The following is a 19,595-nucleotide window of genomic DNA, read 5'->3' on the forward strand; positions in this document are numbered from 1 at the left end:
GGATGATCCTCTTCCCCGACTTGCTCAACCTGCCCCGACAGTTGCGCCATCCCGAAGTGCGCGACCTGGCCTGGGTCATCCTGGCGCCGCCAATGCTGGAAGACACCCCGTGGCCGCAACGCCACCCGTTGGCCGGCAGCGACTGGGTACAGGCGCCGGACCAGTTGGAGCAGTGGTTGCACAGGCTGGATCGCGATCCCGTCGAGTTGCAGGGTTGGCTGCTTCGCGGAGCGACCCGGCGATTGGGGCTGTATTACGAGCGGTTGTGGCAGTTCGCGGTGCAGCAGGCGCCGGGGATCGAGTTGATCGGCGCCAACCTGCCGATCCGCCGCGAGGGCCACACCCTGGGTGAGTTGGATTTGCTGTTGCGTGATCGCGATGGCGTGCATCACCTGGAGTTGGCGATCAAGCTGTACCTGGGTCCGCAGCAGGGCGGCGGCGAAAACCCGGCGCGCTGGCTCGGCCCGGGTTGCCATGACCGGCTGGACCGCAAGCTGGCGCATCTGAGCGAGCACCAGTTGCCGATTTCCGCCCGGCCGGAAAGCCGCGAGGCCTTGGCGGCGCTGGATATCCACCAGTTCAGTGCGCAGTTGTGGCTGGGAGGCTACCTGCTGTATCCGTGGCCGGGGACGGCGCGTCCGCCCCGGGGCGCGCATCCGCAACATCTGCATGGGCACTGGCTGCATCAGCGCGATTGGCCGGACTTTATCAAGCGCAGCCCGGTGGGCCGCTGGCAACCCCTGCCCCGCCATGCCTGGCTGGCGCCGGCGCACTATGCCGAGGCAGACGCCTGGTCGCGGGAGCACCTGGCCCGGTGGCTGGAGGAGCTCGACCCGCACGCGCCAGCGCAGTTGCTGGTGCGCCTGACCCAGAATGCGCAAGGCGACTGGGAAGAGGCCGAGCGCTTGTTCCTGGTGGCCGATCTCTGGCCGAATGTGCCGGGTACCGGCTGATCGCCAAAGCACGTCACCACCCGTCAAACCAGCGACAAACGCAAGGCCAGGGCCGCCAGGGTCACCAGCAGCACCGGCAGGGTCAGGACAATCCCGACCTTGAAGTAATACCCCCAGCCGATACGGATATCCTTGCGCTCCAGCACATGCAGCCAGAGCAATGTCGCCAGGCTGCCAATGGGGGTGATTTTCGGCCCCAGGTCGCTGCCGATGACGTTGGCGTAGATCATCGCCTCCTTCACCACGCCACTGGCCTGGCTGGCATCGATGGACAAGGCGCCGATCAGCACCGTCGGCAGGTTGTTCATGACCGAGGACAGGAAGGCGCTCAACAGCCCGGTGCCCATCGCCGCGCCCCAGATCCCGTAGTTCGCGAAGTGATCCAGCCAGCCGGCGAGGTAAGTGGTCAGCCCGGCATTGCGCAGGCCGTAGACCACCAGATACATGCCCAGGGAGAAAATCACGATCTGCCACGGTGCTTCTTTCAACACCTTGCGGGTCGAGATCTTGTGACCCCGTGCGGCGATCCCCAACAGCAAGGCCGCGCACACCGCCGAAATCGCGCTGATGGGAATCCCCAACGGCTCCAGGGCAAAACAGCCCACCAGCAGGATGATCAACACCCACCAACCGGCGATAAAGGTCGCCTTGTCATGGATCGCGCTGGCGGGCAGTTCCAGTTGCTGGGGGTCGTAGTCGCGGGGAATGTCGCGTCGGAAGAACCACAGCAACACCAGCAGGGTCGCCGCCACGCTGACCAGGTTCACCGGCAGCATCACCGAGGCATAGGCATTGAAGCCGATCTTGAAATAGTCCGCCGAAACGATATTCACCAGGTTCGACACCACCAGCGGCAGGCTCGCGGTGTCGGCGATAAAGCCGGCGGCCATGACGAACGCCAGGGTCGCCGCCTTGGAAAAGCGCAGGGCCAGGAGCATGGCAATCACAATCGGCGTGAGGATCAGCGCCGCGCCGTCGTTGGCGAACAACGCCGAGACCAGCGCCCCCAGCAGCACGAAGGCGGCGAACAGCTTGCGTCCGCTGCCCCGCCCCCAGCGCGCCACATGCAGCGCCGCCCAGGCAAAGAAGCCGGCTTCATCAAGCAACAGGCTGATGATGATCAGGGCGATAAAGGTGCCGGTGGCATTCCAGATGATCTGCCAGACCAGCGGAATATCAGCGAGATGGACCACGCCACAGAACAAGGCCAGCAGCGCGCCGAGGCAGGCGCTCCAGCCGACGCCCAGGCCTCTGGGCTGCCAGATCACCAGGGTAATGGTCAGCAGGAAAATCAACGCGGCAATCAACATGCACAACAACCTTCAAGGTTAGCAAGAGGGACAGCAAAGGCTCAGCAGCAACGCAGCGGCCGGTCGTTCATGGTCTGCAACCGCTGGATATCCACGCTCAGCCACTGCTCGCTGGCCTGCAGGGTGCCTTGTAACAAGGCCGAGACCCATTGGGGCAACTCGGGGTGCAGACGGTAAAACACCCACTGCCCCTGACGCCGATCGGCCAGCAGCCCGCCTTGGCGCAATTGCGCCAGATGCCGGGAGATTTTCGGTTGGCTCAACTCCAGGGCAGCGGTCAATTCACACACGCAGAGTTCACCTTCACGAGCCACCAGCAGCACGATCCGGCTACGGGTTTCGTCAGCCAGGCATTTGAAGAGTTCCACGGGGGAGGTAAAGCAGGACATCACGGGCAATCCGACATATATGTTTTTTCGAATATATGAAAAAACATATATAAAAGCAAATCCCAGTTACGGGTAATGCTGGCCACGTGCTGAGTTGCCTTGGGCAAAATGCTGCTAAACCTATTAAAGTGTAGGGACTCCGTCGCTCAAGAACGGAGGTTTCCGCCCTGATGATCCGAGGAACACCGTATGCCCTGGAAAAATACCGACAGCCGCTACAGCAGCCTGTCGATTGCATTGCACTGGCTGATGCTGGTGCTGCTGGCGGTGGTCTACGCCTGTATTGAGTTGCGCGGATATTTCCCCAAAGGCAGTGGCGGCCGCACGCTGATCGTCGAGGCCCACTACATGTTCGGCCTGACGGTGTTCCTGCTGGTCTGGCTTCGCTTGCTGGCGCGCGCCCTGGGCGTGGCCCCGAAGATCGTTCCCGCACCACCGGTCTGGCAGATGCTGATCTCCAAGCTGATGCACTGGGCCTTGTACCTGTTCATGATCGTTACGCCGGTCCTGGGTTGGCTGGTCGTCAGTGCGCAAGGGCATTCGGTGCTGTTCTACGGCGTCGAGCTGCCGGCGTTGACGGCTGAGGACCTGGGTTTCGCCAAGGAGATCAAGGGTTGGCATGAGCTGCTGGCCAACACCGGCTACTGGCTGATCGGCCTGCATGCCCTGGCCGGGTTGTTTCATCACTACTTCGTGCGGGACAACACCCTGCTGCGCATACTGCCCAGGCGCAGGACCTGAGCCGCTGGGTTTACAGGGCAAAACCCCGGCGGCCCTGCAAGCCGCCGGTATGCACGAAGACCAGGCGCGTGCCTGGCGTCAAGCGTCCGGTACGCACTTGCTCCTGAAGCGCCAGTAACGCCTTGCCGGTATACAGCGGCTCCAGCGGCACGCCACTCTGCTGCTCGCTTTGCGCGATAAAGTCCAGCAACGCCGGATCGACCTTGGCAAAACCGCCACGGCAGGCGTCGATCAGTTCAAAAACCGGGCTTATCGCCCCGTCCTCCTCCAGGATCGCCTCGACCAAAGGCGCCACGCCATGGTCGGCAGGCACTGCCAGGGCGCCGTACACCGGTCGGCGCCCGGCTTCGGCCAGCACCAGTCCGGCCAGGGTGGTGCCGGTTCCGGCGGCCAGCCACCAGCCGTGATAGTCATCCCAGCCGAGTGCCGGTAATTGCTCGTGGACCTGGTCCAGCAAGACCCCGCAGCCACGCGCGCCCATCAAGCCGCCACCGCCCTCCGGCACGCCGTGCAGATGTGGATAACGTTGCTGCCACGGCTCCCAGAAGTCCGGCGCATGCCGCGCCCGATAACCGCCGTAGCCGAGCCAGTGCAGTTCCATGCCGAAGGCCTGGAGATCGACGACGGTGGGGGTTTGCACAGGATTCCCGCGCAACAGGCCGACGGAGGGGAAACCGAAACGCTTGCCCGCCGCCGCCAGGGCGTGAAGATGATTGGAATGCGCGCCGCCCAGGCTGATCAGGCCTTCGGCGCCTGCTTGCCGGGCCGCCGCCAAATGCTCGGTAAGCTTGAACCACTTGTTGCCGCTGATCAGCGGATCGATCAGGTCGAGGCGCAGTACGGCGACCTCGACCCCGGCTTGGCTCAGCCAGTCCAGGTGCAATGGTTCGAGGGGGGCGTGGGGGTGCCAGTCGGCAGGGGGGAGCATTGCGCAGAGGTCCGGCGGGGGGAGGCCGGCAGTTTAACAGTTCAAGTCTTGTGGTGTTTTCAAGACCCCGAAACGGAGAGCTTGAACACACCACGAAACCTGTAGGAGCCGGCTTGCTGGCGATGAGGCCTGCAAGCCTTGCATCGACTATCCGCCGCTATCGCCAGCAAGCTGGCTCCTACAAGGGAAGACCGCGTTCAGCCTCGTAAGCTTACAACTCAGCCGCCAACCGCGAACCCTGGTTGATCGCCCGCTTGGCATCCAGCTCCGCCGCCACGTCCGCGCCACCGATCAGGTGCACATTCTGCCCGGCCGCCACCAGCCCGTCCTGCAATTCGCGCAACGGGTCCTGCCCGGCGCAGATCACCACGTTGTCCACCGCCAGCAACTGCGGCTCGCCATCGCCGATGCTGATGTGCAGGCCGGCCTCGTCGATCTTCAGGTACTCGACGCTGTTGAGCATCTGCACCCGCTTGTTCTTCAACCCGGTGCGGTGAATCCAGCCGGTGGTCTTGCCCAGGCCATCGCCGACCTTGGAGGCCTTGCGCTGCAACAGGAACACCTCACGGGCCGGTGCATGGGGCTCGGCCTTGATCCCGGCCACCCCGCCGCGCGCCTCAAGATGGGTGTCGATGCCCCACTCCTTCCAGAACGCCTCGCGATCCAGGCTGGTGGCCACACCTTCATGCACCAAAAATTCCGAGACGTCGAAGCCAATACCACCAGCCCCGATCACCGCCACCTTGTGACCCACCGGCTTGCGCTCCAGCAACACATCCAGGTAGCTCAGGACCTTGGGGTTGTCTATCCCGGGAATCGCCGGCAGCCGTGGCGCGATGCCCGTGGCGAGGATGATCTCGTCGTACCCGCCAGCCACCAGTTGCGCCACATCCACCCGCGTATTCAAGCAAACCTCGACATGAGTGGTCTGCAGCTTGCGCTTGAAGTAACGCAGGGTCTCGAAGAACTCTTCCTTGCCCGGCACGCGCTTGGCGACGTTGAACTGGCCACCGATCTCACTGGCCGAATCGAACAGCGTCACCTGGTGCCCGCGCTCGGCCGCCACGGTGGCCGCCGACAGACCGGCCGGCCCGGCGCCGACCACGGCGATTTTCTTCACCTGGGTGACCGGCAGGTAATTCAGCTCGGTCTCGTGGCAGGCCCGCGGGTTGACCAGGCAGGACGTCAGCTTGCCGCCGAAGGTATGGTCCAGGCAGGCCTGGTTGCAGCCAATGCAGGTATTGATTTCGTCGGCACACCCTTGCGCCGCCTTGTTGACGAAATCCGGGTCGGCGAGGAACGGCCGGGCCATGGAAACCATGTCGGCATCGCCCTCGGCGAGGATCTGCTCGGCCACTTCCGGGGTGTTGATCCGGTTGGTGGTGATCAGCGGAATACCCACCGAGCCGCGCAACTTGGCCGTGACCTTGCTGAACGCCGCGCGCGGCACCTTGGTGGCGATGGTCGGAATCCGCGCTTCGTGCCAGCCGATACCGGTGTTGATGATGGTCGCGCCGGCCTGTTCGATGGCCTTGGCCAACAGGACGATTTCGTCCCAGGTGCTGCCGCCTTCCACCAGGTCGAGCATCGACAGGCGGAAGATGATGATGAAGTCCGAACCCACCGCCTCACGCACACGCCGCACGATCTCCACCGGCAGGCGCATGCGGTTCTCGTAGCTACCGCCCCAGCGGTCGGTACGGTGGTTGGTATGGGCCGCGAGGAACTGGTTGATGAAGTAACCTTCCGAACCCATGATTTCGACGCCGTCGTACTCGGCATTCTGGGCCAGGGCCGAACAGGTCACGAAGTCGGCGATCTGTTTCTCGATGCCTTCCTCATCCAGCTCCTTGGGCTTGAACGGGTTGATCGGGGCCTGGATCGCACTCGGCGCCACTTGTTTCGGACTGTAGGCATAACGCCCGGCATGGAGGATCTGCAGACAGATCTTGCCGCCGGCCTCATGCACCGCGTGGGTGACGATACGATGCTGGTCGGCTTCGGCCTGGGTGGTCAGCTTGGCCGCGCCGGAATACACCCCGCCCTCGTCGTTTGGCGCGATACCGCCGGTCACCATCAAACCGACGCCGCCACGGGCGCGCTCGGCAAAGTAGGCCGCCATGCGCTCGAAACCGCCGGGCTTTTCCTCAAGGCCGGTGTGCATCGAGCCCATCAGGGTGCGGTTGCGCAACGTGGTGAAACCCAGGTCGAGCGGGGCCAGCAGGTGCGGGTATTGGGCGGCGGTCATAGAAACTCCACAACGAGCAAGATCACGGAATGCGGGAAGCTCTTCGGCCCCCGTCAGTTGTATGACTGGCACATTAAAGACGCCCCGGTCCCGGCTCAATGACCGAAACTGACAACTTATTGATCCAAATGTGCAGCGCCTCTTGGCAAGCACGCCCGCGGGCCCTACCCTAGTCGACGACTCCCGCACACGGTCGTTCGTTATCCGCTCCCATGCGTAAATTCCTGCTCTTCTCCTTATTGGTCCTGCTGCTCGCCGCCGTCGCCGGTTATGCCGTGTGGACCCAGCAACGCAGCAGCGGCCACTACCTCTCGGACCTGCGTATCCGCCTGTCCGTGAACCAGGGCGTGGCGGGCAACCACGGCAACCTGCTGGGCCTGCAACCGGAGCTGTTTCCCAACGACTACCAGAACCCGGCACGCCTGCACCGCAAGCTGGCGGCCTATCTGCAACAGGCCCGCGGCCTGGGGCTACTGAACGACAAGACCATTGTGGTACTGCCGGAACACATCGGCACCTGGCTGCTGCTGCGCGGGGAAAAGGACGACCTCTACCAGGCCCTCGACCAGCAGGAGGCAATGAACTGGCTGATGCTCGGCAACCCGCTGAAGCTGCTCGGCGCCCTGTTCAATGCCAAGGGCCGCAGTTTCCTCGAAGACGCCCGCCTGCGCATGAAGGCCAAAAACATGGCCCAGGATTACCAGGCGGTGTTCGGCGGCCTGGCGAAAGAGTTCGGCGTCACCCTGGTGGCCGGCTCCATCGTCCTGCCGGACCCCAGCGTCGAGCAAGGCACCCTGAAAATCGGCAAGGGCGCGCTGTACAACGTCAGCCTGGTCTTCGCCGCCGATGGGCGCCCCCTCGGCCAGCCCCAGCGCAAGCTCTACCCGACCTTCGACGAACGCGGTTATATCAAGGGCGGCGGACGCCAGGAGCTGAATGCCGTAGAGACCCCGGCCGGCCGCCTCGGCGTGCTGATCGGCAGTGATAGCTGGTACCCGGACAACTACCGCCGGTTTGACGAGCTCGGCGTATCACTGATCGCCGTGAGCGCCTCGCTGCCCGGCAAGAACAGCTGGGAACAACCCTGGCGCGGCTTCAAGAACGCGGCCACGCCGGCGGAGATCAGCCTGCGGCCCGGCGAACTCGGCGAGGGCGAAGCCTGGCATCGCCTGACGTTGATCAGCCGCGTCCCCAGCAGCCAGTCCACGGCCGGCATGACCGTGTTCCTGCGTGGCCAATTCTGGAACCAGCGTTATTCGGGGCAGAGCTTTATCAGCCAGGACGGACGCTCCATCGACGGGCAGGACGGCAGTGATCGCGGCGCCCGCCTGCTGAATCTGTGGTTGCCATGAAGCCGGTATCGATGCGCCTGGGCGATCTGTCCGTGAGCTTCGTCCACAGCCTCGCCGATGCGGTGACCAGCCACGGCCAGGACGCTGAGGCGCTGTTGGAACAATATGGGCTGGACCCGGCGCGCCTGGCCGAACCCGGCGCCCGGCTGTCGATTCCGCGTTATATGCGCCTGGGGCACGCGGCGATCCAGTTGACCGGCGACCCGGCCCTGGGCTTGCGCATGGGCCGCCTCAGCCGGCTCAGCCAGGCGGGCCTTGCCGGTGTCACCGCCGCCCAGGCGCCGACGGTGCGCGAAGCGGCGCGAACCCTGACCCGCTTCGAGGCGCTTTACGGTTCCAACTATCGCGGGCAGTCGAGTTTTCATGAAGACGCCAACGGCGCCTGGCTGCGTTTCTACTCCATCAGCCCGTACAACGCCTACAACCGCTTCGTGGTGGACTCGATCATTGCCGGCTGGCTGCAACAGCTGTCCAGCGTCGGCGGCGAAACACTGCACGCCGAGCGCATCGACATCGAATTCGCCGAACCGGGCTATGCCGCGGCCTACAAGGGTCTGGGCGACTGCCAGGTGCATTTTGCCGCCGAGCACAATCAGCTGCGCCTGGGCCAGGCCAGCCTGGGGCTGCGCAACCCGAACCATTGCCCCGCAACCTGGCGGCACCTGCTGCAACTGTGCGAACGGGAACTGGAACAACTGACGCGCACCCGCAGTCTGCGTGAACGTATCACTCAGTTGCTGGGTCCTTTGCTCAATGGCGGCCGGGAACCCGACCTGGAAGAAGTGGCGGCACGCCTGAAGCTGCCGACCTGGACACTGCGTCGTAAACTGGCCGAGGAAGGCACGCAATTTCGCGCCATTCTCAATGACACTCGCCGTGACCTGGCGATGACCTATATTCGCGACACCGAACTGGCTTTTGGCGAAATCGCCTACCTGCTCGGGTTTGCCTCAGCCGAGGCCTTTCAACGGGCTTTCAAACGCTGGAACGGCCAGACCCCCGGCGAGTTCCGCCGCAGTCAGCGGCATTCGGCCTGAGCCGAAAAGCGACCGCTTACAGCTCGGTCGCGTCTTCAGCCGGCTCAACCGGGTCCAACTCGAAAGCACTGAACTCCAACAGCTCTTCTTGATAGTCATCCATCGTAAAACTCCTTTTTCGCTCGTGGGTAAACCGCTGTCTTGCTCACCGCTCCCGTGGAGCGGGCTGGATCCAGCATAGGGGTCCCATGTGAAGGAAAAATGAAGCACCCCGTCTGCCCAGGCACCTGAAGAGGAGCCTGAAATAAAAAACTAGCAGAACGGTCAGAATTTACCCACTTTTATTTTGCAGCTGGCGTCCCCTATCACAAGGTCACGGGATCGAGGTCGACAAACCCGAACCCGTCACCTGGTGTCGGGCTTACTGGGCCGGGGTCGCCGGAGCGGCCGGCTCGCTGGCCGCTGGCGTCGGGGCAGGCGTCGGCTCGGCAGGGGTGGCCGGGGCGGTTGGAGTGGCCGGAGCCTTCTCGAGCGGCGTGACCGGCGCGGCTTCGGCTGGCGCCGCGACCGGTTCGGACGTGGCAGGAGCCGCCGGAGTGACAGGCGCTGCTGGAGCGCTATGCACGGGGTCCGCGGCCTTCGCTGCCGGCGTCGGTTCCGCAGGCTTGGTGTCTGCCGCCTTCGGTTCCGCCGGTTTGTCCGCCTGGGCCTTGGCCGGCACCACTTCGGGCATTCCCAGTTCGGCCTTGGGTTTCTCGTCGGTATGTTTCTCTTTTTTCACCTCAGGCGGCAGGAACAGCTCCACCAGGGTGAAGAAACGGTCATAGAAGGTCGCCGAGGACACGGTCTCGCTGGCCACCTTGACCATCGAGTCATCCGTCGAACCGATCGGCATCGACACCGAACCCAGCACGCCCACGCCGAGGCTCGCGGAGTTGTTGACCTTCTTCAGGGCATAGCGGTCCTGCAGGGCGTTGGCGAACATGGTCGAGCGATGGTTGGCCGTGCCGTCCGCCGCACAGACCACGCTGAAGCTGATCTGCATATGGGTATCGCCGGTCTGCTGGAAGCTCTTGTTGCCGCTGATCAGCTTCGGGTCGCTGCTGGTGATGATATAGCCCTGGCTGAGCAAGGCACGCCGGGCCGCTTCACAGGACGCCGCGTCGCTCACACCGTAATTGCGTGAGAACGTGCCGGCGTCGTCGAAATTTTCCCGTTCGTAAACGGCGGTCTTGGTGGTCGACGAGCAGCCCGCGGCGCCCGCCAGCATCAGTGCCAATGCAACGGCACGCAAGTGGAATGATGTCGACATTGAGAATCCTGAGGAAAAACGGTCCGGGGCGTATTGTGCATCAGTTCGACATCGCTGAGCGCACACTGAACAGGTTGTGACAGCGAATTTTCAGGAAAATGCCTATCAGCGCCCCTCCATCTGATAACGCACCTTGTACAACTCGTTATCGCCACGCAGCCCCAGCTTGCGGAAGGCCGCCTGCTTCTGGGTACTGATGGTCTTGATACTGCGCGAGAACTTGCGCGCAATATGGCTCACCGACAAGCCGTCCAGGCAGCAGCGCAGCACCTCGTGTTCGCGTACCGTCAGTTCGGAGGTCCTGGCCAGCACGTCGAGGCTGGCGACCTCGGACTCCGAAGCCGGCGTGGCGATATCGAGCCGCGACACCTCGTGCACCTGCAACGCCTCGAGCATGTCCGGGTGCAGGTAGACCTTGCCGGCCGCCACCTGGCGGATCGCCAGGACGAACTCGTCGGAGTTCAACTCCTTGCCAATAAAGCCGCTGGCCCCGCAGCGCAGCGCCAGGGCCACCGTCGCCGGCACATACAGGGACGAGATGATCAGCAGCCGCAGCTTCGGAAAGCGGATCTTCAAGGTACGAATCAGGTTCAGCCCGTCGACTTCGCCCGAACGCAACGAATAGTCCATCACCACCAGGTCGACTTCCTGCTCGCGCAAGGCGGCCATCAGCGCCGAGCCACGGCTGAAACTGCCCAGCAACAGGAGATCGGCCTCGGCCTGGATCTTGATCTCCATGCCGCACAGGACCAGGCTGTGGTCGTCCAGAATCATGAGGCGGGTAGGCTTTTTCTCGAGCATGAACTCTCCTGCACTGCTGCCAATGAAAAACTGACTCGGCAGTGGTCAGGTCCGACCGACGCAAAATCGTTGTGCGGACCGCCACCCCTTCACCATGGCATCCTGCCCAACCGATATATCCCCTGATCCGCAGGGCCCCTCTCCCTGCGCCGGATCCCCACCTGGCCAGCCGCGCCACAATGGCGATCGGCGCCGCAGGTGTGGGCTATGGGTGGTCATGCTAAACAGTCGTCGGCGCATCCGACATAGGACATTTCCACAAGCCAACTACGAAACCGACCTTCATCTTGCGGGACAAGCCAAATACCTACAGTCGCTACGTCGAGGGGCATCGGAAATCGCTGAGGATCTTGCGGCCGAAGGGATGGTCAAGGCTGGCGCTGCGCAATTGCAGCACCACCTCGACGTCCTCGAAGCCCAGGGTCAGCCAATAGCCCTCCCCGTTCGGGGCTGGCACCAGGCGGCCCTGCTCCATAAAGCGGAACCAGGCCCAGGGCCCTTCGGCCGAGCGCACCAGGGTCCGACCGTCGATCAGGGTGACCACCATCCTCAACTGACTGCCCAGGGCCCGGGTCGGCCAGGTGAACAGGCTGGGACGGATCGGGCCGTGGGCATAGTTGAGCTGCAGCTCGTCCAGGGTCAGGCGCACCTGGGCGATGCGTTCGTCCATGGACACAGGGCTGAGCTCGAAATCGACCCGTGCGACGTCGGACGCGGCAGGGAAAAACGCCCGGCGAATCTGCTCCGCACGCCGGAACTGTGCCGCCACCGCACCCTCCAGCAGCGTGACGTCCGGGTGGCTGCGCCGGAAATCCTGCAGCAGCCCGGCAGGCGCGAACAAGCGGTTGAAGTCGGCCAGCGACAGCTGCTCGCGGGCCTGCCGGTCAAAGGGATAGCGCTGGGCGAGCAGCCGCGAGCATTCGGGGCCCAGTTGCAGGTTCAGGTGGGCGCCGACCGTCGCCACCGTCTTCTGCTGCAGGTGTTGCCGGCCGACACTGACGATATCGGCGAACAGCGGATGCAGCATCGGCGGCAGGCTGTCGATCTGCCGCTTCAACTGCTCCAGGGCGTCCACCGGCGGGCTAGGCAACCCCATCGCCAGGGCTTGCTCCCGGGCCTTGAGGTAAACCGCCGCCTGGGCCAGGGCTTCGCGCAATGCCTCGAGCGCGGCGGCGCTGCCTTCGCTCAACTGTTGCAGCGCCACAAAATGCCGGTTGACCGGGTGCTCTTCGGCAGCAAGCGTGGCGGGGAGTGCCTTGGCCAGATCCGAGGAGAAACCGGAGGCCAGTGACGACACTTGCTGACGCGCCCTGTCGACCAGACGCTGGGGGACCTGGGGGATATCCAGGCGGGTTTCACGCCCGGCCGCGCGCAGCAGGCTGAACAGCGCCGAGTCGGCCCGCGACAGCCGCTCGAGCCTGAGGGCCAGGGACTCGGGCTGGTCGAGGCCGACCAGTTGCAGGTCGGCGAAGAAGCTCTCCCAGTAGCGGATATAGTCCTGTGCATAAAGCGCCGACACTTCGTCGTGCAAGGTCAACGCGTCCAGTCGCAGCCCCTCACCCATGACCCACTCTTCCTCCTTGAGCACCTCGGCCACCAGTAACGGCAGGCGGACCCGCAGTTGTTCATGCCCCTTGGGGCTGAAGCGGGCTGGCACGCCTCGGTTCAGGGGCTCGCCACTACGGCGTGCAAGACTCAGCAGCCCCTCGCTGCCGCTGACCGCGACGACGCTGAAATCCTCAGCGTCAGCACTGGCCAACATCGCGCTCAGTCGAGCGTACAGACGCTGCTGTTGCGGTTCGCGGCGCAGTTCTCGACGCACCTGCTCGACCCACTGCGGATCGACACTCAATACCGGCCCCGTCGCCAGCAGCGGTATCAATGCATGGACATGAACCTGCAACTGCTCGCGTTGCTCCGGGGCCAGCGACTGACCGAGATCGCCCCGCACCCGGGCCGACAGCCAGTCCTCAAAGGCGGCCGATTCGAAGCGGCCCTGACCGCCCAACATCAGGTAGAACCGCAAGCGCTCCTGGCGCTCGCTGTGCGGCTCATCCGGTACAGAGCGCTGCAAAGTTTGCACAACGCCGGGCAGCAACTCATCGAGCAATGTCCGCTGGTAAAGGCTACGGGTCTGGTCCAGCAAGCGGCGATACTCGCTCAGCCAGAATCCGGGCACCCACCCACCGCCCGAGGGTGGATAGGCCAGGTTCCTGAAGCGCTCCAGGCGTTCGAGTAGCGCTGATGTCACACTCGTTCCGGTAGCGCTGGCGGGCACCTGCTCGAGCAACACTTGTTGCTCGGCCAGCCACTGCAACTGCCGGGTCTGCTGCCAGTAACTGTTGCCGAACAGCGTTGCCAGCAGAATGACCAAGGTCCCCGCGCCGAGTGCCGGCAACCAGCGCCCCCCGCCCGCAACAGACGGCAAGAATCCCCGCCAGCGTGCGTGACGTCGACTCTGTTGCAGGCAGCGGACCAGTCGCTGGCTGGCGGCCCGGATACCCGGTTCGACCCGCAAGTGGCCGCTGCAACGCAGCGATTGCAGATGGACCTGCGCAACCCGTGGCTGTTCGAAAAACGCCGTTTGCAGATAGGGCTGCAAGACCTCGCCGAACTGTCGCCACAAGCGCGGGAAACCGTAGAGTTGAACCCGCGCCGAGGTCTGCGCTTCCCTCTGCAAACGCTCGGGGAGTCCGTCTTGCACTGTCGCGAAGAGGCCGACAAGGCGCCCGGCCAACCCCGCCAGGTTCTGCCGGTTGCGTCCCTGGACAAAGCCCAGCGCCAGGTCTCGCGCCTCGACCGGCAACGCCTGCAGCGACGCTTCGAATCCTGGCAGGCGATCACAGTGGGTGACCATCACCTGCACCGGCAGGCCCTGACCGAACTCGGCGGCCAGTTCTTCCAGGCGCGCCCGCAGGATCAGGGCCTGGGCATCGCGGGCAGCGGGCGCCAGGCGCAGCAGATGCACCGCATTGAGCACCAGCACTGCCCCGGCAACCCCCAAGCCGTGGCGGCGCGAGCGTTTCAGTTCATCGAGCAGGCAACGCCATAACCCCGTGCAGCCGGGGTCGGCCTGGGTCAGCAACGCAGCGCTCACCGTCATGACGGAAAAAGCGCCGATACGCCCCAGGTACAAATCATCGGGCGGCGACTCGTCGCCCGGGCGTGCGCGACGGCCCTTCTCTCCCATCAGACCGCGCTTGCCGGCGCCCGTCGCGCCCAACAGCAGGAACACCGGACCGCTGGCGTTGGCCTGGCTTTCCAGACGCCAACGCTCCAGCCGCTCGCGCAAGCGCCGTTCCCGGGTACAAGGCGGATTCAGCTCCTGCAACGCCGACTGCGCCGCCTCGACGCCGAGCAACTCCCGGCGCTTGCGCCGCCGCCGCGCCCACCCGAAAAAGATCAGCCCTCCCAGGTACAAGGGGACCAGCAACAGCCACTGCTGCCAGTCATGCGCCAGTGGCGCAACACCGTCGACGGACAAGCGCGGACCATGATCGCGGACCAGCCAGGTCAACAGATAAAGTCCCACCACCAGCGGCAAAGCCCGCAACAGGTTTTTCAGCAATCTCAGGAGCATGGCGGCAGTCATCCGGCGAGGGCAAATAGGTCAAGCGCCCATGGCAGGGCAATGGCGGTCACAGCGGTTCGAGCACAATCTCCACCCGACGATTGCGCGCCCGGTTGTCCGCGCTGTCATTCGGCACCCGTGGCTCACTGGCGCCACGCCCCAGGGCCTGGGCACGCCCGGAGTCGGCCGCCGCGCCAAACATCTCGAACAACACCGCGCGGGCGCGCCGCAGCGAGAGCTGCTGGTTGGAGACCAGGCCCTTGCCGACCGGAGTGTCATCACTGTGTCCGACGATCCGGATACGCCCCGGCCAATCCGCCAGCACCGTGGCGGTACGCTGCAAGGTCGCGCGACTCTCCGGCTCGATCACGCTGCCGCCAGGGGCAAACAACTGCGTGGTACCCAGCAACAGTCGTACGACGCCGGCCTCATCGTGCAACGTCAGGCGCCCGGCCTGGATATCCTCGGCCAGACGCTCAGCCAGGGTAGGCAAGGCCGCCTGCACGGAAGGGGGCACTGCCCCGACGGACGACAGCCGCGACAATCCAAGCCCCTGCTGGGCGGAACGCACCTGCAAGTCGTAGGCAGCCGCGACCGCGAGGCCGATCAACAAGACCAGCAGACCGCCCAAGCTCCAGTGCAGCGCCCGCCGTGGCCACCGGCCCGGCGGCGCGGTTTTCGGCGACGCACGCGGATAACGCTCGCGGTGCACCCGCAGGGTTTCGTAGAGCTGGGCACGCTTGAGGACCAGGATCGAACGGCCTTCGCGCTGGATTCGATAACGCCCCTCCAGGCCCAGCGCCAGGCACAGGTACATCAGTTCTAACAGCGCCAGATGCTCCACCGGTTTGAGCTGCGCCGCGTCCAGATAGGCGAAGAAGCCTTCGCCGCCCTCGGCCTCCTGGTGAAAGGTCATCAGCAGGCTATGCCGTGACCAGGCGCCCCGGGCCCATTCGCTGCTGGCGATGATTTCATCGAGCAAAGTGCACAGGGCATAACGGGCGCGCAACACGATATGTGTCTCGATACCGCAAGCCAGGGCCTGCTGCTGGAAGGTCCGCACCCGGGCGATCAGGCGCAAACGCAGGGCTGGCAAGTCGGGCTGGCGCTTCAGGCGCTGGAACACCACCACCTCATGCAGCAGGTCGTCCGCCAGCGCACAGAGGTTTTCGTCGGCAGCCGCCGGCCCGGCCCGGACACGCTCGCGGGCGTGTTTGCGTGATCCGAAGGCCCTCCGGGCAAACGCCATCACGCCTCCCTGATGGCCCAGAACGCCAATTGCAACCCCGGAAACGAACCGGCCACATGCAAACCGAAACCACTGGTGTCCACCAGATCGGCCCACAAGGGATGGTCGTTCGACAGCTGGAAATAGCTGAAACCGGGATAGTAAGGCAGCTCCCTGGGCGCCGTCGGCAGCACCTGGATCGCCAGCCCCGGCAATTGCAGATTCACCAGGTCATGCAGGCGCTCGGCCGGACCGATCTTCAAGCGGCTGGGGAAATTTTTGCGCAGCTCCTCGTCAGGCACCTGCGCACGCACCGCGAGAATGAAGCGCGCCGATTGGTACAGGTTGATATCCGCCACCTGGGCAAAACGAAAACCAAAGGCACCGCTCTTGAGCGCCAGGGCCACCACGTCGGCACTGGCCACCGCACTCAACGCCTGCAACAGGTCCTGGATCAACGGCACAAAACTCTCGCCCAGGCGGTCATGGCGGTACGGCGGATAGGCCCTGGGGCGCTTGCGTTCCTGGCCGAAAATCGCCAGCTCGCCGGCCAGCCGCACCAACTCGCGGTACAGCAGTTCGGGGTGCAGCGCCGGCTGGCTGGCCAGGTGCATCAGCAAGCTTTCGGCGCGATTGACGCTTTGCAGCATCACGTACTGCTGGATCTCCGTCATCCCGCCGAGCCCGCCCTGGCCCAGCCCACCGGCCAGGGCCACACCGCGCTGGCGGGCGCGGGCGATCAGTTCGTCGACGGAACGCGCCAACACCGGCGAACAACGCCAGGCCAGCAACGGTGCCACCTGTTGCCGGTCGAGCACCACCAGACCGGCGGCCGTGCGCTCCACCACCCGCGCCACCCGCAAAAAGACATGGGAGGCGGCCACGTCCGCCTCCCGCGCCAGCTTCAGGTTCAGACGACGGACCTGCAAACAGGCCGGCTCGTCGCCCTCGCTATTGGCGTCGGCGACCAGGACTTCGCTGATCCGGTAACGGGCCAGGCTGTCGTCCCCGGGGGCGCTTTCGGTGTCCGCCGCCCCAGGGCGATTGAGCGCCAGGGCCAACACCAATTGCACGTCACGCTCACTGTCGGCCACCGGATAACGCAGCCGGGCCAGTTCCTCGTCCGTCAGGGCGAAGGGGCTGCCATCGGGCATGATCCCTTCGCAGGCGCTCAAGGCCACGCTGCCCAGCGCCAACTGCGCGGCATCGATTCTCAGCGCGGCAAAGCCCCAGCCATGGGGTTGCACCGCGCGCAGGACCTGCGCCAGCCGGGCCCGATGATGGCGCTCCTGTTGCTGGAAGTGCTGCGGCAACAGAAACATGCCTTCGGACCAGACAACGCCGTCATGGCTACTCATCGGCCTTCTCCTGCGCCGACGTCAACGCCACGCGCTGGCGAGCGATCTGGGCCGTCAGCCGCGAGGGACGCGTCGGGTCGATTTCGGCCCAGGCCCACCACTGGGCATGGTCGATATTGCGGTACTCGACCACCAGCGCGATAAAGCGGGTGCCGGGCACGGGAAGAAAGTTCTGCTCCTGCTGCTGGCCCGGGCGCAGCAGCAACGACTCCTGGCGCAGCAGATCGCGCCCCAGCGCCTGTTCGGCCGCGGCTTCGGACTGGAACAGCTCGACCTGCTCCAGACGCTTGCTGTCCGCCAGTTGCAGGAGCCTGACGATCACCGGCGACGGCCGCCCATGCAGGTCGGGATTGCTGTCCAGTGCCGCCTCGAGGGACAACGCGATACGCGGTTCAGGTGGCGGTTCGTCCGACCAGAACCAGGTACAGCCCGGGAACGCCAGCACCAGCAGCAGGCACAGGGCGCGTCGAAATATCCGCTTAATCGCGACCATCATCGGCCTCCTTGGGCGGCTTGGCCTTCGCAGGTGCAGCCGCCTTGGCCGAGGTGCTGGCAGCCGCGGCACCGCCATTGATGTCGACCGAGGCGGAGCCATCGAGGGTCACGGTCTTGCCGTTGATCGCCACACCCGCGGCGCTGAGCACCAGGGTGCTGGAACCGACCTTGAGGGTCAGGCTCTTGCCCGCTTCCAGCACAAGCTTGCCGTTGGCCTTGAAGTCCATGTCGGCGGCGGTTGACAGCCATTGGCCAGCAATCCTGCAATGGCTGTCGCCACCGATATCCAGCGATTGATCGGCGTCGACCCGAGTGTTGCGCTGGCCGCCCACAGACTCATGAAGGTCATCCTCGACCTTGAGAAACTGGTTGGCACCGACCGTCAGGTGCCAGTCGTTGCCAATGCTGGCGAACGCATCGTTGCGCACCGTCAGATCCTGGTTGCGTCCGGCATGGATCAGCAATTGCTCGCGGCCCTTCTTGTCGTCGAAGCGCAACTCGTTGTAGACATCCGGCTCGCCCAGCGACTGCGATTTGAGACCACTGCGGGCCGCCTGCACCGGCAGCTCCCAGGGTGGCCGCTGGCCGGCGTTATAGAGCCCGGCGGTGACCAGGGGCCGGTCGGGGTCGCCGCCGAGGAATTCCACCACCACCTCCTGCCCGACCCTCGGCAAGAACAGCGCGCCCCAGCGCTTGCCGGCCATCGGCTGGGCGACCCGGACCCAGCAGGAACACGCCTCGTTGCGCCGCCCGCTGCTGTCCCAGTGAAACTGCACCTTGATCCGGCCGTACTCATCGACCCAGATCGGATCGCCTTCCTTGCCGACCACAAAGGCCGTCTGTGGTCCGGCGATCAGCGGCCGCGCGGTCTGTATGGGCGCACGAAACACCTGGGTGGTCGGGATCGCCTCAACCTCGCAGCGCAACTCGGTCGAGGCCTCGAACTGCAAGGTCGCGGCCACGATCAGATAATCGCTGTTCTGCTCGGCTCGCGGGTGATCGACCAGCGTGAAGCACTGCCCGGCCGCCAGGTACGGCGACTGGCTGACGCCCCGGCGCCACTGCTGGCGGGCGTGCGCCGCTTCAAGCTGGATTCGCGCCAGAGTTTCGCCAGACTCGCGACGGCTGAATCGCCCCGGAAAATCTTCTTGTCGATAGTTGCCGTGGCGCGCTGTCGCCGCCGCCCCATGGCTCGCCGAAAGGACGCTGGCCTCGCGGTTGCTGGCCTTGGTGAAATCGAAATCCACCAGGCTGAACGCCCCGGGCCGCAGTTCGCCGTGGGACTCCCAGCTCAGCATGCTACCCGGGACCCTGTCCTGGTTGGGCCGGTAGGTCATTTCCCGCAGGTGCTGCACCGGCTTGTGTGCGCTCATCGAATCGGCGATCACCAGCAGATGATCGTCGGGTTGATGAACGAAGAAATAGTAGAGTCCCGCGTCCTCCAGCAAGCGGCTGAAAAAGGCAAAGTCGCTTTCGCCGAACTGCACGCAATACTCCATCGACTCCGGGCATTCGGCCTGCCAGTCGATGCTCGCGGGGTAGTCGCTGAAGACCTCATCAAGCACTTGCTTGAGGGTCAGGTTCTGGAAAATCCGCTGGCGCCGGGACTGCGTCAGAAACCACAGCCAGGGTCTGAGCGAAAGCCGGTAGCACGCCTGGCGGTCGCTGGCGCGGCCGATGGCACTGAAGGCGGTGATATAGCCGTGAATGGAGCGTGCCCGTTCACCCACGACACCGAGACTCAACGCCAATGGTTGCCCCAGTAGATCATCGACCTGCAACTCGTCGTCGCTGCTGGAGAAGGTCAGCTCGTATTCAACGAGCTGGCTCAACCCCTCGCGACCGCTGAGTTCGAGCAGCGACAGCTTGGCATCGACGCCAGGCACCTGGACACGGTGGTAGGTGTTTTCGGACATGGTGACAAGGGCTCGC

General features: G+C 64.7%; 15 protein-coding genes. 4 read left to right on the top strand and 11 right to left on the bottom strand.

Annotated features, from left to right (window positions below; translation table 11 throughout):
• Nucleotides 1–2 precede the first annotated feature (2 nt).
• Entirely contained in the window at nucleotides 3–953 is a 951-nt protein-coding gene (locus CWE01_RS23570) for a DUF1853 family protein (protein ID WP_100942951.1), read from the top strand.
• A 23-nt stretch (nucleotides 954–976) separates the two neighbouring features.
• Here the strand turns inward: CWE01_RS23570 and CWE01_RS23575 are convergent, their stop codons facing one another.
• Nucleotides 977–2,263, bottom strand: coding sequence for an arsenic transporter (locus CWE01_RS23575; protein ID WP_100942952.1), 1,287 nt, complete (start codon nucleotides 2,261–2,263; stop codon nucleotides 977–979).
• Between the two features lie 41 nt (nucleotides 2,264–2,304).
• Entirely contained in the window at nucleotides 2,305–2,652 is a 348-nt protein-coding gene (locus CWE01_RS23580; RefSeq protein WP_100942953.1) for a metalloregulator ArsR/SmtB family transcription factor, read from the bottom strand.
• 189 nt (nucleotides 2,653–2,841) lie between these two features.
• Between CWE01_RS23580 and CWE01_RS23585 the strand changes: the two genes are divergently transcribed.
• Nucleotides 2,842–3,393 carry a cytochrome b gene (locus CWE01_RS23585; RefSeq protein WP_100942954.1) on the top strand — a complete coding sequence of 184 codons (552 nt, stop codon included), beginning with the start codon at nucleotides 2,842–2,844 and terminating at the stop codon, nucleotides 3,391–3,393.
• Nucleotides 3,394–3,403: 10 nt separating this feature from the next.
• Here the strand turns inward: CWE01_RS23585 and CWE01_RS23590 are convergent, their stop codons facing one another.
• Both CWE01_RS23590 and CWE01_RS23595 read right to left on the bottom strand, forming a co-directional pair.
• On the bottom strand, nucleotides 3,404–4,321 hold the full coding sequence (locus tag CWE01_RS23590; protein ID WP_100942955.1) for a 1-aminocyclopropane-1-carboxylate deaminase/D-cysteine desulfhydrase: 918 nt from the start codon (nucleotides 4,319–4,321) through the stop codon (nucleotides 3,404–3,406).
• 211 nt (nucleotides 4,322–4,532) lie between these two features.
• Nucleotides 4,533–6,569, bottom strand: coding sequence for an NADPH-dependent 2,4-dienoyl-CoA reductase (locus CWE01_RS23595; RefSeq protein ID WP_100942956.1), 2,037 nt, complete (start codon nucleotides 6,567–6,569; stop codon nucleotides 4,533–4,535).
• A 212-nt stretch (nucleotides 6,570–6,781) separates the two neighbouring features.
• Here CWE01_RS23595 and CWE01_RS23600 point away from each other — a divergent pair, with 212 nt between their 5' ends.
• Together CWE01_RS23600 and CWE01_RS23605 are read left to right on the top strand one after the other, a co-directional pair.
• Nucleotides 6,782–7,921: a carbon-nitrogen hydrolase family protein gene (locus tag CWE01_RS23600; RefSeq protein WP_100942957.1), complete on the top strand. Its 1,140-nt coding sequence runs from the start codon at nucleotides 6,782–6,784 to the stop codon at nucleotides 7,919–7,921.
• Entirely contained in the window at nucleotides 7,918–8,958 is a 1,041-nt protein-coding gene (locus tag CWE01_RS23605) for an AraC family transcriptional regulator (protein ID WP_100942958.1), read from the top strand. Before CWE01_RS23600 ends, CWE01_RS23605 begins: the two co-directional genes overlap by 4 nt.
• A gap of 361 nt (nucleotides 8,959–9,319) precedes the next feature.
• On the opposite strand, the gene CWE01_RS23610 is transcribed toward CWE01_RS23605, so the two are convergent.
• The 7 genes from CWE01_RS23610 to CWE01_RS23640 form a co-directional block, all read right to left on the bottom strand.
• The gene (locus CWE01_RS23610; RefSeq protein WP_100942959.1) at nucleotides 9,320–10,210 is read right to left on the bottom strand and encodes a DUF2242 domain-containing protein; all 891 of its coding nucleotides are present in this window, start codon (nucleotides 10,208–10,210) and stop codon (nucleotides 9,320–9,322) included.
• A gap of 105 nt (nucleotides 10,211–10,315) precedes the next feature.
• Nucleotides 10,316–11,011 (bottom strand): response regulator transcription factor, encoded by a 696-nt coding sequence (locus CWE01_RS23615; protein WP_100942960.1) that lies wholly within the window; start codon nucleotides 11,009–11,011, stop codon nucleotides 10,316–10,318.
• A gap of 316 nt (nucleotides 11,012–11,327) precedes the next feature.
• Nucleotides 11,328–14,591: a type VI secretion system membrane subunit TssM gene (gene tssM / locus CWE01_RS23620; RefSeq protein ID WP_177410506.1), complete on the bottom strand. Its 3,264-nt coding sequence runs from the start codon at nucleotides 14,589–14,591 to the stop codon at nucleotides 11,328–11,330.
• Between the two features lie 58 nt (nucleotides 14,592–14,649).
• On the bottom strand, nucleotides 14,650–15,831 hold the full coding sequence (gene icmH, locus CWE01_RS23625; RefSeq protein ID WP_100942962.1) for a type IVB secretion system protein IcmH/DotU: 1,182 nt from the start codon (nucleotides 15,829–15,831) through the stop codon (nucleotides 14,650–14,652).
• The gene (tssK, locus tag CWE01_RS23630) at nucleotides 15,831–17,168 is read right to left on the bottom strand and encodes a type VI secretion system baseplate subunit TssK (RefSeq protein ID WP_100942963.1); all 1,338 of its coding nucleotides are present in this window, start codon (nucleotides 17,166–17,168) and stop codon (nucleotides 15,831–15,833) included. Before tssK ends, icmH begins: the two co-directional genes overlap by 1 nt.
• Nucleotides 17,161–17,661: a type VI secretion system lipoprotein TssJ gene (gene tssJ / locus CWE01_RS23635; RefSeq protein ID WP_157815265.1), complete on the bottom strand. Its 501-nt coding sequence runs from the start codon at nucleotides 17,659–17,661 to the stop codon at nucleotides 17,161–17,163. The genes tssK and tssJ overlap by 8 nt, the downstream gene beginning before the upstream one ends.
• Nucleotides 17,648–19,579: a type VI secretion system Vgr family protein gene (locus tag CWE01_RS23640; protein ID WP_100942965.1), complete on the bottom strand. Its 1,932-nt coding sequence runs from the start codon at nucleotides 19,577–19,579 to the stop codon at nucleotides 17,648–17,650. Before CWE01_RS23640 ends, tssJ begins: the two co-directional genes overlap by 14 nt.
• Between the last annotated feature and the right edge of the window lie 16 nt (nucleotides 19,580–19,595).

This window comes from Pseudomonas sp. QS1027, from assembly GCF_002814235.1.
Taxonomy (GTDB): Bacteria; Pseudomonadota; Gammaproteobacteria; order Pseudomonadales; family Pseudomonadaceae; genus Aquipseudomonas.

Excerpts from the sequence above, each read along its gene's own strand:
- CWE01_RS23570 (WP_100942951.1), top strand. The coding sequence starts at position 3 with ATGATCCTCTTCCCCGACTTGCTCAACCTGCCCCGACAGTTGCGCCAT.
- CWE01_RS23610 (WP_100942959.1), bottom strand. The coding sequence starts at position 10,210 with ATGTCGACATCATTCCACTTGCGTGCCGTTGCATTGGCACTGATGCTG.
- CWE01_RS23600 (WP_100942957.1), top strand. The coding sequence starts at position 6,782 with ATGCGTAAATTCCTGCTCTTCTCCTTATTGGTCCTGCTGCTCGCCGCC.
- CWE01_RS23575 (WP_100942952.1), bottom strand. The coding sequence starts at position 2,263 with ATGTTGATTGCCGCGTTGATTTTCCTGCTGACCATTACCCTGGTGATC.
- CWE01_RS23615 (WP_100942960.1), bottom strand. The coding sequence starts at position 11,011 with ATGCTCGAGAAAAAGCCTACCCGCCTCATGATTCTGGACGACCACAGC.
- CWE01_RS23595 (WP_100942956.1), bottom strand. The coding sequence starts at position 6,569 with ATGACCGCCGCCCAATACCCGCACCTGCTGGCCCCGCTCGACCTGGGT.
- tssJ (WP_157815265.1), bottom strand. The coding sequence starts at position 17,661 with ATGGTCGCGATTAAGCGGATATTTCGACGCGCCCTGTGCCTGCTGCTG.
- CWE01_RS23590 (WP_100942955.1), bottom strand. The coding sequence starts at position 4,321 with ATGCTCCCCCCTGCCGACTGGCACCCCCACGCCCCCCTCGAACCATTG.
- tssM (WP_177410506.1), bottom strand. The coding sequence starts at position 14,591 with ATGCTCCTGAGATTGCTGAAAAACCTGTTGCGGGCTTTGCCGCTGGTG.
- CWE01_RS23605 (WP_100942958.1), top strand. The coding sequence starts at position 7,918 with ATGAAGCCGGTATCGATGCGCCTGGGCGATCTGTCCGTGAGCTTCGTC.
- CWE01_RS23580 (WP_100942953.1), bottom strand. The coding sequence starts at position 2,652 with ATGTCCTGCTTTACCTCCCCCGTGGAACTCTTCAAATGCCTGGCTGAC.
- tssK (WP_100942963.1), bottom strand. The coding sequence starts at position 17,168 with ATGAGTAGCCATGACGGCGTTGTCTGGTCCGAAGGCATGTTTCTGTTG.
- CWE01_RS23640 (WP_100942965.1), bottom strand. The coding sequence starts at position 19,579 with ATGTCCGAAAACACCTACCACCGTGTCCAGGTGCCTGGCGTCGATGCC.
- CWE01_RS23585 (WP_100942954.1), top strand. The coding sequence starts at position 2,842 with ATGCCCTGGAAAAATACCGACAGCCGCTACAGCAGCCTGTCGATTGCA.
- icmH (WP_100942962.1), bottom strand. The coding sequence starts at position 15,831 with ATGGCGTTTGCCCGGAGGGCCTTCGGATCACGCAAACACGCCCGCGAG.